At 68.8% G+C, this 17,029-nt stretch carries 16 protein-coding genes; 3 read left to right on the forward strand and 13 right to left on the reverse strand.

The window, feature by feature from the left end:
• Positions 1-13: 13 nt before the first annotated feature.
• From ACE3TQ_RS11700 to ACE3TQ_RS11745, 10 genes are all read right to left on the reverse strand, one after another.
• Complete coding sequence (locus tag ACE3TQ_RS11700) at positions 14-3,136, reverse strand: efflux RND transporter permease subunit (RefSeq protein ID WP_374582359.1); 3,123 nt, start codon at positions 3,134-3,136, stop codon at positions 14-16.
• Positions 3,133-4,611 carry an efflux RND transporter periplasmic adaptor subunit gene (locus tag ACE3TQ_RS11705; protein ID WP_374582360.1) on the reverse strand — a complete coding sequence of 493 codons (1,479 nt, stop codon included), beginning with the start codon at positions 4,609-4,611 and terminating at the stop codon, positions 3,133-3,135. The genes ACE3TQ_RS11700 and ACE3TQ_RS11705 overlap by 4 nt, the downstream gene beginning before the upstream one ends.
• On the reverse strand, positions 4,608-5,882 hold the full coding sequence (locus ACE3TQ_RS11710) for a TolC family protein (RefSeq protein WP_374582361.1): 1,275 nt from the start codon (positions 5,880-5,882) through the stop codon (positions 4,608-4,610). Before ACE3TQ_RS11710 ends, ACE3TQ_RS11705 begins: the two co-directional genes overlap by 4 nt.
• 78 nt (positions 5,883-5,960) lie before the next feature.
• Positions 5,961-6,335 (reverse strand): hypothetical protein, encoded by a 375-nt coding sequence (locus ACE3TQ_RS11715; protein WP_374582362.1) that lies wholly within the window; start codon positions 6,333-6,335, stop codon positions 5,961-5,963.
• 57 nt (positions 6,336-6,392) lie between these two features.
• Positions 6,393-7,097 carry a GGDEF domain-containing protein gene (locus ACE3TQ_RS11720; RefSeq protein WP_374582363.1) on the reverse strand — a complete coding sequence of 235 codons (705 nt, stop codon included), beginning with the start codon at positions 7,095-7,097 and terminating at the stop codon, positions 6,393-6,395.
• Positions 7,094-7,474 (reverse strand): DUF1987 domain-containing protein, encoded by a 381-nt coding sequence (locus tag ACE3TQ_RS11725; RefSeq protein WP_374582364.1) that lies wholly within the window; start codon positions 7,472-7,474, stop codon positions 7,094-7,096. Before ACE3TQ_RS11725 ends, ACE3TQ_RS11720 begins: the two co-directional genes overlap by 4 nt.
• A gap of 5 nt (positions 7,475-7,479) precedes the next feature.
• Positions 7,480-8,043 carry a SiaB family protein kinase gene (locus tag ACE3TQ_RS11730; RefSeq protein WP_374582366.1) on the reverse strand — a complete coding sequence of 188 codons (564 nt, stop codon included), beginning with the start codon at positions 8,041-8,043 and terminating at the stop codon, positions 7,480-7,482.
• 5 nt (positions 8,044-8,048) lie between these two features.
• Complete coding sequence (locus tag ACE3TQ_RS11735; RefSeq protein ID WP_374582428.1) at positions 8,049-9,275, reverse strand: SpoIIE family protein phosphatase; 1,227 nt, start codon at positions 9,273-9,275, stop codon at positions 8,049-8,051.
• A 78-nt stretch (positions 9,276-9,353) separates the two neighbouring features.
• The gene (locus ACE3TQ_RS11740) at positions 9,354-10,007 is read right to left on the reverse strand and encodes a hypothetical protein (RefSeq protein ID WP_374582367.1); all 654 of its coding nucleotides are present in this window, start codon (positions 10,005-10,007) and stop codon (positions 9,354-9,356) included.
• 139 nt (positions 10,008-10,146) lie between these two features.
• Positions 10,147-11,154, reverse strand: a complete 1,008-nt coding sequence (locus ACE3TQ_RS11745) for an AraC family transcriptional regulator (protein WP_374582368.1) — start codon at positions 11,152-11,154, stop codon at positions 10,147-10,149.
• A gap of 114 nt (positions 11,155-11,268) precedes the next feature.
• Between ACE3TQ_RS11745 and ACE3TQ_RS11750 the strand changes: the two genes are divergently transcribed.
• Entirely contained in the window at positions 11,269-12,924 is a 1,656-nt protein-coding gene (locus ACE3TQ_RS11750; protein ID WP_374582369.1) for an acetolactate synthase large subunit, read from the forward strand.
• Positions 12,921-14,543, forward strand: coding sequence for an FAD-dependent oxidoreductase (locus ACE3TQ_RS11755; RefSeq protein ID WP_374582370.1), 1,623 nt, complete (start codon positions 12,921-12,923; stop codon positions 14,541-14,543). Before ACE3TQ_RS11750 ends, ACE3TQ_RS11755 begins: the two co-directional genes overlap by 4 nt.
• Here the strand turns inward: ACE3TQ_RS11755 and ACE3TQ_RS11760 are convergent.
• The 3 genes from ACE3TQ_RS11760 to ACE3TQ_RS11770 all read right to left on the reverse strand — a co-directional run bounded on the left by ACE3TQ_RS11760 (position 14,515) and on the right by ACE3TQ_RS11770 (position 16,292).
• Positions 14,515-15,042, reverse strand: a complete 528-nt coding sequence (locus tag ACE3TQ_RS11760; protein WP_374582371.1) for an outer membrane beta-barrel protein — start codon at positions 15,040-15,042, stop codon at positions 14,515-14,517. The genes ACE3TQ_RS11755 and ACE3TQ_RS11760 overlap by 29 nt on opposite strands.
• A gap of 66 nt (positions 15,043-15,108) precedes the next feature.
• Positions 15,109-15,489: a hypothetical protein gene (locus ACE3TQ_RS11765; RefSeq protein WP_374582372.1), complete on the reverse strand. Its 381-nt coding sequence runs from the start codon at positions 15,487-15,489 to the stop codon at positions 15,109-15,111.
• On the reverse strand, positions 15,486-16,292 hold the full coding sequence (locus ACE3TQ_RS11770; RefSeq protein WP_374582374.1) for a hypothetical protein: 807 nt from the start codon (positions 16,290-16,292) through the stop codon (positions 15,486-15,488). Before ACE3TQ_RS11770 ends, ACE3TQ_RS11765 begins: the two co-directional genes overlap by 4 nt.
• Before the next feature lie 83 nt (positions 16,293-16,375).
• Here ACE3TQ_RS11770 and ACE3TQ_RS11775 point away from each other — a divergent pair, with 83 nt between their 5' ends.
• A complete protein-coding gene (locus tag ACE3TQ_RS11775; RefSeq protein ID WP_374582376.1) occupies positions 16,376-17,029 on the forward strand; it encodes a response regulator in 654 nt (217 codons plus the stop codon).

Below are 17,029 nucleotides of genomic sequence, written 5' to 3' on the forward strand. Positions count from 1 at the left end.
GTACAGGCGCAGCTTACACCGTGCGGCGCCGAATGATCAAATACGCCGCCGGCACGACGAACAGCGACAGCAGGGGCGCCGACAGCATTCCCCCCACCATCGGTGCAGCAATGCGCTGCATGATTTCCGAACCGGTGCCCGCGCCCCACATGATCGGCACCAGGCCGGCCACGATCACGGTCACCGTCATGGCCTTCGGGCGCACCCGCAGCACGGCGCCTTCGCGGATCGCCTCCAGCAGGGCCGCCTCGCCGCCCTGCCCGGCCGCCTGGCGCGCTTCCCATGCGTGCTTCAGGTAGAGCAGCATGATGACGCCGAATTCCGCCGCCACCCCGGCCAGGGCGATGAAGCCGACACCGGTTGCCACCGACAGGTTGTGGCCCAGGGCCCACAGCAGCCAGACGCCGCCCGCCAGGGCGAAGGGCAAGGTGGCCATGATCAGGGCCGCCTCGTCGGCGCGGCGGAAGGTCAGGTAGAGCAGCACGAAGATGATCAGCAGCGTAGCAGGCACCACCACCTGCAGGCGCGCCGTTGCCCGCTCCAGGTATTCAAACTGGCCCGACCAGGACACGGCGTAGCCGGCCGGCAGCGTGACCTTGGCCGCCACCGCCTGCTGCATTTCCCGCACCGCCGAACGCAGGTCGCGGCCGTGGATGTCGACATAAACCCAGCCGGACAGGCGCGCGTTTTCGCTGCGCAGCATGGGCGGCCCGTCGCTGATGCGCACGGTCGCCACATCGCCCAGCCGCAGCTGCGCGCCGCGCTCGGTCAGCAGCGGCAGGGTGCGCAGGCTTTCCAGCGAGTCGCGCAGCTCGCGCGGGTAGCGCACATTGATCGGGAAGCGCTGCAGGCCTTCCACGGTTTCGCCCACGTTGTCGCCGCCCACCGCGCTGGCAATGAAGCTTTGCACTTCGTCGATATTCAGCCCGTAGCGGCCGGCCGCAGCGCGGTCGATCTCCACGTCGATATAGCGCCCGCCGTTCAGGCGCTCGGCCAGCGCCGACGAGACGCCGGCCACCGGCCTTACCGCGCGCTCGATCTCGCCGGCAATGCGGTCGATTTCCTGCAGGCTGGCGCCGGCCACCTTGATGCCGACCGGGCTCTTGATGCCGGTGGCCAACATGTCGATGCGGTTGCGGATCGGTGGCACCCAGATGTTGGCCAGCCCCGGCACCTGCACCACGCGGTCCAGCTCCGCCACCAGCTTGTCCGGCGTCATGCCGGGCCGCCACTGCGCGCGCGGCTTGAACTGGATGGTGGTCTCGAACATTTCCAGCGGCGCCGGGTCGGTGGCGGATTCGGCGCGGCCGGCTTTGCCGAACACGCTCTGCACTTCCGGCACCGACTTGATCAGGCGGTCGGTCTGCTGCAGCAGCTGCTGCACCTTGCCGGCGCCCAGGCCGGGCAAGGCGGACGGCATATACAGCAGGTCGCCCTCGTCCAGCGGCGGCATGAACTCGCCGCCCAGCCGTGACAGCGGCCAGAGCGAGAGCAGCGCCACCACGGCGGCCAGCAGCAGCGTGGCGCGCGGCCAGCGCAGCACACGCTCCAGCAAGGGCCGGTACAGCGCCACCAGCCAGCGGTTGAGCGGATTGGCGGCTTCGTCGGGAATGCGGCCGCGGATCATGTAGCCCATCAGCACCGGCACCAGCGTCACGGACAGGGCTGCCGCCGCTGCCATGGCATAGGTCTTTGTGAAGGCCAGCGGCGCAAACAGGCGCCCTTCCTGCGCTTCCAGCGTGAACACCGGGATGAAGGACAGCACAATGATCAGCAGCGAAAAGAACAGCGCCGGCCCGACTTCGGCGGCGGCCTTGCCGATCACCTGCCAGTGCTCCCCGCCCTCCAGCGCCTGTCCGGGATGCGCGTGGCGCCACGCTTCGATATGCTTGTGCGCGTTCTCGATCATCACCACCGCCGCATCGACCATGGCGCCGATGGCAATCGCGATCCCACCCAGCGACATGATGTTGGCGTTGACGCCCTGGTAGTGCATGACCAGGTAGGCGGCCAGTATGCCGAGCGGCAGCGAGACGATCGCCACCAGGGCCGAGCGCAGGTGAAACAGGAAAATGGCGCAGACCACCGCCACCACCACGAATTCCTCCACCAGCTTCCGCTCCAGGTTGCCGACGGCGCGGCGGATCAGCTGGGAGCGGTCGTACACTGGCACGATCTCCACGCCGCGCGGCAGGCTGGCTTTCAGGGCCGCCAGGCGCGCCTTCACCGCATCGATGGTCTGCAGCGCGTTCTTCCCGGAGCGCATGACGATCACGCCGCCGGCCACTTCGCCCTCGCCGTCCAGGTCCGCGATGCCGCGCCGCATTTCCGGTCCGAGCTGGATGGTGGCGACGTCGCCCAGCCTGACCGCCACACCGCCAGCGCTGGCCGCCAGCGGGATCTGGCGGAAGTCCTCCAGTGTGCGCAGGTAGCCGGAAGCGCGCACCATGTATTCGGCTTCCGCCAGCTCCAGCACCGAGCCGCCCGCTTCCTGGTTGGCGCGCCGGATGGCGTCGATGGCCTTGCCGTGCGTGATGCCGTAGGCGCGCAGGCGGGCCGGGTCGAGCAGCACCTGGTACTGCCTGACCATGCCGCCCAGGCTGGCCACCTCGGCCACGTTGGGCACCGCCTTCAGCTCGTACTTCAGGAACCAGTCCTGCAGCGCACGCAGCTGCGCCAGGTCGTGCCTGCCGCTGCGGTCCACCAGCGCGTACTCGAACACCCAGCCGACGCCGGTGGCGTCCGGACCGAGCGCGGCGCGCGCTTGCGCCGGCAGGCGTGACTGCACCTGGTTCAGGTATTCCAGCACGCGCGAACGGGCCCAGTAAGGGTCGGTGCCGTCCTCGAACAGTACGTAGACGAAGGAGTCGCCGAAGAAGGAGTAGCCGCGCACCGTGCGCGCGCCGGGCACCGACAGCATCTGCGTGGTGAGCGGATAGGTGACCTGGTTTTCCACGATCTGCGGCGCCTGGCCGGGATAGCTGGTGCGGATGATCACCTGCACGTCGGACAGGTCGGGGATCGCGTCCAGCGGCGTGCGCAGCAAGGCCCACGCGCCCCACCCCGCCAGCAGGATGGATGCCAGCAGCACTAGGAAACGGTTGCGGATGGACCACAGGATCAGCCGGGCGATCATGGATGGCCTCCATGCTGCTTCGGCGCTGCCCCCGCAACGGCGATGGACGTGAGCCGGAACTCGCCCTCGCCCTGCTGCACAAACTCAAACGAAACGCGCGTACCGGCCGTGACGCCGGCCGGCAGTCCGCCGGGCGGCAGGCCGAAGGCCATGGTCATGGCCGGCCATTTGATGCTGGCGATCGGCCCGTGCGACAGCGTGATGTCGTCCTTCCCGAGGGCCTCCACCACGCCTTCGCCGCGGTGCACGGCGGCTGCCGCGCCTTCCAGGCGCTGGCCGCTGGCTTTCAGGCTGGCCTCCGAATCGAGCAGGAACTGGCCGGACACGGCCACCTTCTGCCCGGGCTGCAGGCCGGAGCGCACCTCCACCTGGCCGCCCGCTTCCTGGCCCAGCTCCACCTGCACCGGCACGAATTTGCCCGGCTCCTGCTCCAGCATCACCACGCTGCGCGTGCCGGTACGGATCACCGCTTCCGACGGCACCAGCAAAGCCGGCGCGCGCTGCGGCGCGGCGAACGACAGGTTGACGAACATGCCCGGCGCCAGGCGCCGCCCCGGATTGGCCAGCTCGATGCGAGCCCGCACGGTGCGCGTGGCGCTGTCCACCTGCGGCAGGATGGCGGCCACCTTGCCGTGCAGCTCCAGCCCGGGCAGCGCCGCGGCGCGCGCCAGCACGGTATTGCCCGGCGCCACCTGCGGCGCCAGGTTTTCCGGCAACTCCGCCATGACCCACACCGTATCCAGGCCATTGATGCGGTACAGCGGCGTGCCCGCCGCTACGGCCATGCCTTCGCGCGCCGCCAGCTCGGTCACCACTCCGCCGGCCGGCGCCAGCAGCACCTGGCGCGCCAGCACGCGGCCGCCGCTTTCCACCTGGCGCACCTGCTGCTCGCTCATGCCGGCCAACAGCATGCGCTGGCGCGCCGCCTCCAGCAAGCCGCCGCCGGCGCCCGGCATGCGCCGCACGGCCAGGAATTCCTCCTGCGCCGCCACCCAGTCCGGCATGGTGACTTCCGCCAGCGGCTGTCCGCGCCGCACCGGTTCCAGCGTGGTGCGCACCAGCACCCGCTCCACAAAGCCGCTGGCGCGTGCCTGCACCACGGCCACATCGGCCTCGTTGAAGGCGACGTTGCCGACCGCCGTCAGTGCCAGCTGCAAAGGAGCGCTGGCCACCACGGCGGTGCGCACGCCAAGGTTTTGCTGGACGCGCGGGCTGATCCGCACCGTGCCGCTGTCGGCGCCCTCCTCGGCGTAGACCGGCACCAGCTGCATATCCATGTATGGCGACTTGCCCGGTTTGTCGAAGCGCTGGCCCGGCACCATGGGGTCGTGCCAGTAAAGGGGCTGGCGCGCATCCCGCGTGGCTGGCGCCGGCGCCGCGCCGTGGCGCAGGCCGGCCTGGTAGCCGCCATACCCCGCCAGCGCGGCCAGCGCGGCCGCCGCCGCGACGGCGGCAATCGCTGCATTCTTCTTCATGGATGCTCCTTCACCGGCTGGATATAGTTCAGGCGCGCCCAGGCGCGGGCATGCTCGCGCTGCAGCTGCAAGGCCTGCAGCTGCATCTCGCTTTCCGCGCGGCGCGCGGCCAGCACATCGGCCAGGGCCGCCTTGCCGCCACGGTAGGCTGCCAGCTGCGCCGCCGTGCGCTGGGCCGCCAGGGGCAGCACTTCCTTCTCGTAGCGGGCAATGCGCTCGCGGCCCGCCTGCCATTCCGCCAGCTGCGCGCGCACTTCGGCCACGTGCGCGCGCAAGGCTTCGTCGCGTTCGGCCAGGGCCTGGTCGGCGGCTGCCAGACGGGCGCCCAGTTCGCGCTCCTGGCGCCGCGCGCGGTCCCACTGCAGCGGCACCGAAAGCCCGAATGACACCATGCCCGGATAACCGGGGCCGCGCTGCTGCAGCGCCACTTCCACACTCCAGTCGCTGCTGCGGTTGGCGCGCGCCAGGCCGGCTTCCGCCTGCGCCAGCTCGGCCTGGCGCGTCAGCAGCGCCACCTGCGGATGGTGTTCAAGCAGCGCTTCCAGTGCGGCCGCGTCGATGCCGATGGCGGCGGTATCGGGCGTCCCGGCCAGCGCGATCGCGGCCGGCAACCCGGTCCAGCGCTCCAGCGCGATGCCGGCATTGCGGCTTTGCAGGCCAAGTTCGCTGGCCCGGTCCTGCAGCGCCAGCCAGGCCGCCTGCGCATCGAGCCACGCCGCCTGGCTGGCGCGGCCGCCACGGTAGGCCGCTTCCAGGGCGGCGATTTCATCGCGCGCCACCGCGGCCTGCGCGGCCAGCACTGCCGCCATGCGTTCCAGGTAGAAGCGGTCCAGCCAGGCGATGGCGGTGTCGCGCTGGATGTCCGCCGCCAGGGCGTCGGCGGCCGCGCGGCTGCGCTCCGCCTCGCGCTCAAAGCGCACGGCGCGCCAGCGCCGCTTGTCGCTGCTGGTCAATTCCTGCATCACGCCGATGCGGCGCATGGTCATGGAGTCGGCGCCGATGCGGTAGCGCTCCGCGCCGCTGACGGGAAGGTTGTCGATGCCGGCCTTCAGGACCGGGTCGGGCAATTGGGCCGCCGCCACCGCCATGGCGCGGGCGGCGTCGCCGGCGTGGGATTGCGCGGCCAGCTGGCGCGAACGTTCAACGGCGCGCTGCACCGCATCGGGCAGCGTCAGCGCTTGCGGGGCAAGCGGCGCGGCCATGGCCAGGCCGCCGGCCAGCGCCAGCGCACAGGCGAGCGCTTTGCGCCGCCAGGAGTTTGGGGGAAACATGGTACCTCCGGATTGCTAGGGAAACAGCACGCGTGCCGGCATGGGCAGGCGCGATGCGGCATCAGGCAAAGCGGGGTGTCAATGACGGAAACAGCAGTTTTCTATGGCGATGGGCGGCGCTATGCTGCGCGCCAGCGAGGGCGGTGCCGCTGCCGCCGTGGCGGGCAATGGCGTCCAGTCGGCGGCCAGCACCAGGCCGGCCAGGTCGGACGGAATGAAGGGCAGCACGGGCGGCACGGCAGGCTTGTCGAGCGACTGCTTGGCCACCAGGTCGGTGGACTTGGCCTTGCACAGGCTGGGCTGGCTCGGGTCCATGGACTCGCACGGCGTTTCCATGGCAGCGGCAATGTCGTTCACCGGACAGCGATAGGACGCCACGGCAAGCTGCATGAACAGCATGCTGAACAGCGCCACCATGGCGGCCACGATGCGGGATGAACGACGGAGTCTCATGCCCGAATGGTAGCCCGGTTCGGCCGCCGCCACAAGCCACCCCGGCTTAAGCGGCGATTAATCGGCCGCGCACACGGCGTTGCGGCCGCCGCGCTTGGCGCGGTACAGGGCCTGGTCGGCGCGGCTGTAGGCCTGTTCAAAGGTGCTGCCGCGCGCGCTCCAGCTCACGCCCACGCTGACGGTCACCGGGCGGCCCAGCGGCGCCGGGCAGTCCTCGGCCGCGATGGCGGCGCGGATCCGCTCGCCCAGCTGCATGCCCTGCGCCAGGCCGATGCCCGACCACACCACGGAGAACTCTTCGCCGCCGACGCGCCCGATGACGGCCTCCGCACCGAGCAGCTGGCGCAGGCAGCGCACCACGCACTGGATCACGGCATCGCCGGCCGGGTGGCCGAAGCTGTCGTTGACCTGCTTGAAGTGGTCGATGTCGAGCACCACCAGCACCGTGTCCTGCTTGGCCAGGCAGCGGTTGGCCTGCTCGATCACGGCGGCGCGGTTGAGGGCCCCGGTCAGCGCGTCGTGGCTGGCGCGGTAGGCCAGCTGGCTGGCCAGCTGGTTCATGCTGCGCTCGGCGCGGTCGCTGCGCTGCACCAGGCGGCGCGATTCGCGCAGCAGGCGTTCGTAGTGCCCGGCCAGTTCGCCCAGGGCGCGCTGGTAATCGCCGCCGCCGGCCAACACGGCGCGCGCGGCGGCCAGCGCCGCCTGCTCGCTGCCGAACAGGTCGGGCGCTTCGGCCACGGCGATTTTCGGCAAGGCGCTCATAAGGGGCGGTCGTGGAACTGCAGCGCCGGGAAGTCGTCGCGCAGTTCGGCGCCGAATTCCTCGATGGTGTCGTCTTCCTCGTCGCGGTACCAGTTCAGTTGCACGCTGTTGCCGGCGCTGGCGGCGTCGTTCAGGGCCTCGAACAGGGTGAACAGCATCTTGGTGCTGGAGCTGTTGAAGTAGGCCAGCGAGACGTTCACGGTGATGGCGGCGCCGTCGCAGGCGGCCAGGTAGGCGCGCAGGCGCTCGATGACGGGGCCGTAGAAGGCGGCCGCATTTTCAGGATAGGACTCGCCCTTGAGCGACAAGGCATGCTCGCCGAACCGGAAATCGACTTCCGGCGAGGTGGGCGAGGCGGCGATGAACAAAGGTTCCATAAGGTTCAGATAATCGCTTTGATGCAGAAAATAGTGGTGTCCGGCTTGTTCGGCGCCGGCACAAATTCGAATTCGAGCGGCTCGCTGGCTTCGCGCGCCATGGTCAGGAAACCGAGGCCGGCGCCCTTGCTGTCCTCCGGCACGGCTTCGCGCAGCGCCTTCTTGTAGGCGCTCTTGATTTCCTCGACCGTCATGCTGCGCAGCGGGTCCAGGCGCGCCTTGATGGCGTCCACCTTGGCGCTTTCCACCGGGTTGGCCGACAACAGGTAGAAGCTCTCGCCGCGGGTGCCGATGCAGAACGAGCCGCGCCGGATCTGCTGGTCGCGCTGGGCGTCCGGCGTCAGCGTCTCGGACGAGTAGTGCATGATGTTCTGCGACATTTCCACGAAGGCCGAGAAGATGCGGCGCCGCGTCGGGCCGGCCGCGCCGGCGGTGTCCAGGCGGGCGCGGATGGTTTCCGAAATGGCGGCCACCACGTGCTGGGAGATATAGCCCGCATAGAAAAAGATCACGTTGCGCTTTTGCGCAACCTGCCAGAAATCCTCGAACTCTTCGTACAGCAAAAGCATGCTCCTCATGGGCGGAAACAGAAAAATGTCAGGTCGTCGCGGCGCGGCTGGGTGCCCTGCCAGTCGGCTAGGTCGTCCAGCAGGCGCGAGGCCAGCAGCACGGCCGGCTCGGCCGCGTGCTGCTGCAGCTGCGCGCGCAGGCGGCGCTTGCCGTAGGCGATGGCTTTCGGGCCGCCGATCTGGTCGGTCAGGCCGTCGCTGGCGACGAACAGCAAGGTGCCGGGCGCCAGCTGCATGCTGTGGTTGGGCCAGATCTGGCTGTGCGGCGTGTCGACGTAGCCCAGCCCGGCGCGCTCGCCTTCGCACAGCTGCAGGCCGCCCTGCCCCTGCGCCACCAGGTGCAAGGTCATGCGCGCGCCGGCAAAGCGCAGGTGGCGTTCGCGCGCGTCGAACCAGAGGAAGGCGGCATCCAGGCCGTCGTCCGACTCGGCCTGGCCGCGCGCGTCTTCGCTCTGGCCCAGCATGGCTTTCACGCCGCGGCTCACCTCCCCCATCAGGGCGCCCGGGTCGCGCGGACCCAGGCGCTGCAAGGCCTGCGTCAGCACCGAGGACGCGATCAGGGTCATGAAGGCGCCCGGCACGCCGTGCCCGGTGCAGTCGGCAAGGGCGGCGAACCAGCCTTCCGGATAGCGTTCGACGTGGAAGAAATCGCCGCCCACCATATCGCGCGGCTGCCATTCCAGGTGGGCGTCGTCCATCGCCTCCAGCAGGGCCGCGCGCGAGCCGCGCAACAGGGAACGCTGGATCACGCTGGCGTATTCAATGCTGTGCATGACCTGGCGGTTGCGCTCGGCCTGCATATTGGCCACCACGTTCATCAGCTGCAGGCCGAAACCGACGCCGGCCAGCACGCCGCCGCGCGTGATGATGAAGCCGTCCGCCAGCGCTTTCTCGCCCGATTCCACGGCGCGGAAAGTCAGGTCTTCGATGCTGATATCGGCTTCCACGATCAGCGGTTCCTTGTCCATGAAGGCGATGCAGCTCTTCTTGCCATACAACTCGTTGTAGTACGGCTTGGACATCTGCGACATGAAGATGTTGCGGCTGATAAGCCCGATCGGGCGGCCCTCCTCCAGCACGGGAAGGCTCATCAGGTCGCGCCGTTCGGTGAACAGCTGCAGCACGGCGGCGTTGCTGGTGTCGGACGGCACGGCGGCGGTGGCCACGCACAGGTCGGCGGCAGTCGATTGGCGGAAGCGCGGCAGGTGGCGGCGCGAAGCGTTGAATTCCACAGTGGGCACGGGGTTTGTTTGGGCGCTGGTGATACTACCGGCGCTTTATGACGCCCCCGTGACCTGGTGGTTTTTTTGTTAATCGAGTAGCGTTTTTACCATCACTTTTCCATCCGGCCCGGCCGCCTCCTGGCGCACCAGCAGCTGGGTGGCTTTGGCCAGCCAGAACTTGGCCACGCTGCCCGGGCGGTTGTAATCGGTGGTCAGCAGCCAGCAGTCGACCGCGCCCTGCGGGCCCTGGATGGTTTCGCTGCCCACCACTTTCCAGGTATAGCGCGCCGGCGGCGGGCCACCCGGGTGGTAGAACATGATGGTCGCCTCATAGCCCTCGGCCAGCGGCAAGGCTTGCAGGAATTCGATATCGGTCTCGAAATTGAAGGTCGGCTCCGTGAAGACGTAATCCTCCACTGTGCGCTTGCCGTCCTTTTCGCGGATGCGCTGGTGGGTGCGCGGCTTGAAGGTGCCTTTGTCGAACCAGGAATCGAGCAGCACCACGCTGCTGGCGGCGCCGTCCCAGCGCTGGCGCACCTGCATGCCGTCCGGCGTGAAGCGCACTTCGCGCGTCCAGATATCGAGCGGCGTATTCACCTCGCCGTTGCGCACATAGCGCAGCCAGTGGTGGGTGCCCTCCTTCACCATGCCAAAGCGCGGCAGCTCGGCGCCCACCTTGATTTCCACCGCCCATGCCGGCGCGCAGCACAGCGCCAGGATGCCCAGCCAGGTCTTCCGCATACCCCCTCCTCATTGAATTTCCAGCAATTATGCCTGAGTGCTAAAAATTTGCGCAGCAAGATTTTTATGCATGGAATCAGCCACTTAGGAAAAACGCATGCGCCTTGTTAACAGAGTTTTCCACAGAAACAGTTAACAACTAGCGCGCGCTGCGCATCTGGCGCGGCGTGCGGCCGAACCAGCGCTTGCAGCTGCGGGTCAGCACCGACACTTCGGCATAGCCCAGGATGTGGGCGATCTGCGTCATGCCCGGCCCCATCGGCAGCGCGACCAGCTGCAGGAACTGCTCCTTGCGCACCTCGTCCACCAGGGCCTCGAAGGTCACGCCTTCGGCCGCCAGGCGCCGCTGCAGCGTGCGCGGATGGACCGACAGCGCGCGCGCAATCTCGCTATGGCGCGCATGGCCGGCGCTGAGGAAGTTGCGCACCAGGCGGCGCACGCGGTCGGCCAGCAGCGCATGCCGTTTGCTGTCCAGCTGTTCCAGGAAGCCCAGCGCCAGCTCCTTCATCTGCGGATCGTTCTGCGCCACCGGCACCTGCAGGTCGCTGACGCGCAGGCGCACCGTGGCCGCCGTGGCGCGGAAGGCCACCGGGCAGTGGTAGGCCTGGCGGTAGGCGTCCTCCGTTGCAACCGGGGCGTGCGGCAGCGTGACCCGCTGCGGCTGGATGCGCCCGCCCGTCAGCAGCTGCAAGCCCTGACAAACGATGCCCAGCGCCAGGCTGATGACCTGCGGGCGCGCGGTCAGGCTGGCGTGCTCGATATTGAACACCACGTCCACCAGTTCCGGGCTGCCCGGCACCAGCTGCGCCTCCAGCTTCAGCGCCGGGCTATGCACGAAGATGTAGCGCGAAGCCAGGGCCAGCGCGTCGCCCACCGTGTCGGCATGGCGCAGCAGCACGGCCACTGGTCCCAGCATGCTGATGCCGCGCGCCTGCGCCAGGCGCAGGCCCAGGTCGGGACAGCGTCCCAGTGCGGCGGAATGCTCGAGCAGGTTGATGAAGGCCTGGTAGGGGATCAGCAGGTCCGGGTCGTGCAGCGCCTGCGGCGGGATGCCGAAGCGGCCCAGCAAGGTCGGCACGTCCAGCCCCAGGCCTTTAGCCAGGACTTCGAAGGTCGACAGGGTGGCGGAGCGGACCAGGACGGCCATGGGCGGACGGGTCGGATGAAGGTGTCGCCAAATGTTAACTTATTGTCGCCAAATGTCAATACAGGGTGGCCCTGGCGGGATCATGATCCTGCTATACCAATACAGGAGACTCCCATGGCAAACGGCGCCCAGGCAATGCTGCGCACCCTGATCAACGCAGGCGTAGAAGTCTGCTTCACCAACCCCGGCACCTCGGAAATGCACTTCGTGGCGGCGCTCGATACCGCGCCGGAAATGCGCGCGGTGCTGACCCTGTTTGAAGGCGTGGCCACCGGCGCCGCCGACGGCTACGCGCGCATGGCGGGCAAGCCCGCCTCCACCCTGCTGCACCTGGGCTGCGGCCTGGGCAACGGCCTGGCCAACCTGCACAATGCGCGCAAGGGCCGGGTGCCGGTGGTGAATATCGTGGGCGACCATGCCACCTACCACACCAAGTACGACGCCCAGCTGCAGTCCGATATCGAAACGGCGGCGCGCAACGTCTCGAGCTGGGTGCGCACAGCGCACAGCACCCAGGCGCTGTGCCAGGATGTGGTGGAGGCGGTGACGGCGGCCAAAGGCCCGCAAGGCCAGGTGGCGACGCTGATCCTGCCGGCCGACGTGTCCTGGGGCGAAGGCGCCGAAGCGCTGCCGGCGCCGGCGCCGGTGCAGCCGCCGCTGGCGGACGACGCACTGATCGACCGCATTGCCAGCGTGCTGAAAAAAGGCGGCAGGAACGCCATCCTGCTGGGCGGGCGCGCGCTGCGCGAACCGGGCCTGCTGGCGGCGGCCCGCATCGCGGCCCAGTGCGGCGTCAAGCTGTACGCGGAGGTATTCCCGACCCGCTTCGAACGCGGCGCAGGCCTGCCGCATGCCGAGCGCATCGCCTACCTGGCGGAGATGGCCTCGGTGCAGTTGGCCGGGCTGGACAACCTGGTGCTGGTCGACGCCAAGGCGCCGGTCTCCTTCTTCGCCTATCCCGGCAAGAAGAGCTACCTGGTGCCGGACGGCTGCACCGTGCACGAGCTGGCACTGCCAACGCAGGACGCAGTGGGCAGCCTGCAGCGCCTGTGCCAGGCGGTCGGCGCGGCCCAGGCCACGCCGCAGCTGCAGGCGGAGAAGCGCCCGGGCCGCCCGCGCGGCAAGCTCACCGCGGAGAAGGTGTGCAAGGCGGTCGGCCACCTGCTGCCGGACAACGCCATCATCGTCGACGAGGCCCAGACCTCGGGCACCATGCTGCCCATGTTCACCGCCGGCGCGCCGCGCCACGACGTGCTGGCCCTGACCGGCGGCGCCATCGGCCAGGGGCTGCCGGCGGCGGTCGGCGCCGCCGTGGCCTGCCCGCAGCGGCCGGTGCTGGCCCTGGTCGGCGACGGCTCGTCGATGTACACCATCCAGGCCCTGTGGACCATGGCGCGCGAAAAGCTGAACGTGGTGTCGGTGATCTTCAACAACCATTCCTACGGCATCCTGAACATCGAACTGGAACGCGTCGGCGCCGAAAGGGCCGGCCCCAAGGCCAGGTCGCAGCTGGACCTGAATGGCCCGGGCCTGGATTTCGTGCAGCTGGCGCAAGGCATGGGTGTGCCGGCCACCCGTGCCCACACGGCGGAGGAATTCACGGCGGCGCTGGAGCGCGCTTTCGCCAGCCCGGGGCCGCACCTGATCGAAGCGGTGGTGCCAAGCGTGTTCTCGGGCCTCAAGCTGCGCGTGCTGCCCTACCTGCTGCGTTCCCTGGAAAACCTGCCGCAGCCGGTGGCGCGCGCCCTCAAACGCAAGGTCGCGCCATGAGCCAGGCCATCGCCTCCGATGTGCTGGTGGTGGGCGGCGGCCTGGCGGGCCTGGTGACCGCGCTGGAATGCCTGCAGGCTGGCCTCAGCGTGACCCTGGTCGACCGCGACACACGCGAACGCCTGGGCGGCCTGGCGCGCTGGGCCTTCGGCGGCATGGCGCTGGTGGGCACGCCGCTGCAGGCGCGCATGAAGATCCCCGACACGCCGCAGCGCGCCCTGGCCGACTGGGTGCGCTTCGGCGAACTGCGCGAGACGGACGCCCTGCCGCTGGCCTGGGCCCGCTACTACGTGGAGCATTCGCGCAGCGAAGTGTATGACTGGCTGGCCGGCCATGGCCTGAAATTCCTGCCCGCCGTGAACTGGGTCGAGCGCGGCCTGCACGGCGAAGGCAACTCGCTGCCGCGCTACCACGTGCTGTGGGGTACCTCGCGCCTGCTGGCCAGCACCATGATCGATGCCGTGCAGCGCGCCGGCGCAGGCGGCAAGCTCAGGATGTTCAGCCGCACCCGCATCACCGGCCTCGATCACGCCGGCGGCATGCTGGCCGGCGCCAGCGGCGTGGATGAGGACAGCGGGGCGCAACTACGCTTCGCCGCGCCGGTGGTGGTGCTGGCCATGGGCGGCATCAACGGCGGCCACGACGAGGTGCGCGCCAACTGGCCGGCGGGCACGCCGCTGCCGGCGCGCATGCTGAACGGCGCCCACCCCTACTCGGACGGCAAGCTGCACCGGCTGGCGCAGGGACTCGGCGCGCGCCTCACGGCGGCGGGCGAGATGTGGAACTATGCCGCCGGTTTCCCGCACCCGCAGCCGCATTTCGACGGCCACGGCCTGTCCGCGATTCCGTGCAAATCGGCCTTGTGGCTGGACCACACCGGCCGCCGCATCGGCCCCGAACCGCTGGTGACCGGCTTCGACACGCACCACCTGTGCCGGCGCGTGGCGGCGCAGGAGCAGCCGTGGACCTGGCACCTGCTGAACTGGCGCATCGCGGCCAGGGAGCTGGCCATTTCCGGCGCCGAGCATAACCAGCGCATCCGCGACCGCCAGCTGCTACCCTTCCTGGCCGAGACCCTGCTCGGCAACCATCGCCTGGTGCGCCAGCTGGTGCAGGAAAGCCCGCACTTCCTGGTGGACGACACGCTGGCCGGGCTGGCCGCGAAAATGAATACGCTGGCCGGCGGCCAGTACGTGCGGCCCGAGGTGCTGCAGGCCACCGCCGATGCATTCGACGCCAACTTCGCCAACGGCAGCAAACTGCACAACGACGACCAGATCCGCCGCATCCTGCACGCGCGACAATGGGGACCGGACCGCCTGCGCACCTGCCAGCCCGCGCCGCTGCAGCAGCGCGGCGCCGGACCTTACATCGCGATCCAGATGCAGCTGGTGACGCGCAAGAGCCTGGGCGGCCTGGTGACGGATATGCAAAGCCGCGTGCTGGGCCCGAACGGCGCAGCGCTGGAAGGACTTTACTCGGTGGGGGAAGCTGCAGGCTTTGGCGGCGGCGGCGCCTGCGGCAAGCGTTCACTGGAAGGCACGTTCCTGCCTGGCTGTATCCTCACGGCCAAGTCGGCCGCGCGCCACATCAGAACTGGACGCGCGCGCCCAGGGTAAGCAGGCTTACTTCACTCTTGGTCAGGTAGCTCGCTTCCACGTTCAGCGACCAGTTGCGGCTCAAGGCGTAGCTGGCGCCCACGCCCAGGATCGGATCGGTGTCGTGCTTGTCGGCGAGGCGGGTGCGGTTGCCTTTCATGGTGGTGCGGCCAACACCGGCGCGGCCAAACAGGCGCACCGCTTCACTGACGTTGGTGCCGGCAATGGCGGCCAGGCCGTAGTGGCGGTCCGGATAGTAGCCGGCTTCGTCGAAAGCGCCACGGAACGGATTCAGGCTCAGGCCGCGCGAGTACAGCTCGAAGCCCAGGCTGGACGAGTACTGGTAACCGATGGCGCCGCTCAGCGCAACGTCGCTGCCATCGTCCGCATAACGGGACGAAACCGACGCGCGGCCGAAGTCCGCAGACAGGTAGACCCCTTGCGCAGCCGGAGTTTGGGCAAATGAAGGCAGGGCAAACAGCAGCAGGCTGGCGGCGGCGATGGAACGGATGAATTGCATGTGAAACTCCTTGTTTTCAAAGTGGTAAAGGGGTCAGGCGCAGATACTAATTGTTTATTGCTGAATTTACAATAAGTTTGTAACCAGTTTCGATTCACCCTCGCGCATGCGCACCTTGCGCACGATGCCTTCTTTGTCGAACAGGATGACCAGTTCGCGTTCCCGCGCCAGCGCATCGGTCAGGCTGGCGATTTCCCCGAGCACCGGCACGAGCTGGGTGAAGGCCGGCAAGCCGGCCTTGTAGTTGTAGACCCAGACTTCGTAGCCGCTGGCGAAGGAGCTGACCGATGCGCTGCCGATCGCTTCCTTCACATCGGCCTTGGTACTGGTGCCGATCGTCAGCGCCTTGCGCGCCGTCTCCGCCGTCAACGGTTTGGGCGCGGCGCAGCCGCACAGGGTGCAGGCTGCGCCGATGGCACAGGCCAGGATCACGATTGCATGCTTCATGGCGTTGGCTCCTGCGGCGTGTCTTCCATGTACTCCAGCTCGACCAGCGTGTCGTCGGGCCAGCTGGTGTCGGAAAGCTTGATGATGTAGGTACGGTCCACCAGCAGCGGGTGGAAGTCGTAGAAGATATGGAGTGGCGCGGGTATCGGGCTGCCGTACATATTGCGCGCGAACAGGGGCTGGCGGCGCGCCCCGTCGACCAGGGTCACGTTGAACAGCGGCCGGTCGGCGTAGTACAGCCAGTTGCCGCCGCCCTGGCTGCAGACGTCGATGCTCAGTTCCAGCACCAGGTAAGCCGGCGGCTTGTACCCCACCAGCAGCGACGCGGCGCGGTCGATCTGGCATTCCAGCCGCAAGTCGCCCAGGCGGCGCGTCTGCGGCGGCAGGCCCGGCGTGCGCACCTCCGGCACCCAGGCGAAGCTGCGCGACTTGCGGTTGGTGACGACCCTGGCGCCCTCCTGCAGGGCGCGCTCGTCGCGCGGCAGGTCAAAGGCCAGCCGCTCGTCCAGCGCCAGCGGCTGCCTGCGGCCCTCGCCCTGGAGCGCCACTTCGATGCCGGCCAGCTTCACGCCCTCCACGCGCGGCACCAGGCGATAGCGCAAGCTCGCCTGCGGCGCCAGCTGGCGGTGCTGCTCGAAAGCCTGCACGCCTTTCAGCAGGCGCTTGTACGTCTGTTCATCCGGGTCGGCCAGGCCTGCCACCTGCACCACCGGTAGCGCTTCCTCCTGCGCCTGGCCGGGCGGCGCGGCCAGCAGCGCACCGTTTGCCGCCAGCCAGCATAGACCTGCTACCACTGCACGCATCCGCTTCCTCCTTATGTATGACCCGCATTCTATCGGCGCCGACCTTTGGCTAAGCTTAAGGTTGGCCACGCTATACTCGGGCCATGCATATCCTGCTCATAGAAGACGACATCGACCTGGGCTTCGCCCTGCAGCAATCCCTGAAACTGGAGGGCGTCAGCAGCCAATGGCTGCGCAAGGCGTCCGACGCGCCGCCGCCGGCCCCGCTGGAAGCTGATTGCGTGCTGCTCGACCTCTCGCTGCCGGACGGCTCCGGCCTCGAGCTGCTGCTGCGCTGGCGCCGCGCCGGGGTCGCAGTCCCGATCATCATCATCACCGCGCGCTCCGCCCTGTCCGACCGCCTGGCCGGGCTGGATGGCGGCGCCGACGATTTCATGGTCAAGCCGTTCGAAACGGCGGAATTGGTATCGCGCATGCGCGCCGTGCTGCGCCGCTACGCGCGCCAGGCCAGCGACATCTGGACCCTGGGCGACTTGCAGATCGAGCCGCGCGCCTACGTCGCCAGGCTGAACGGCGCCCCGCTCGATCTGTCGCCGCGCGAATTCCACCTGATGCTGGAGCTGGCGCGCGAACCGGGCGTGGTGGTGCCCAAGGGCGCCCTGGCGCAGCGCCTGGAACCGCTCGGCGACGCGCTCGATTTCGGCGCGGTGGAAGTGCATATCTCCAACCTGCGGCGCAAGATCGGCGCGGAGCGCATCCGCACCGTGCGCGGCATCGGCTACCGGTTCGCGCCATGA

The organism is Pseudoduganella sp. (genome assembly GCF_041914865.1).
In the GTDB taxonomy this organism is placed as follows: domain Bacteria; phylum Pseudomonadota; class Gammaproteobacteria; order Burkholderiales; family Burkholderiaceae_D; genus Rugamonas.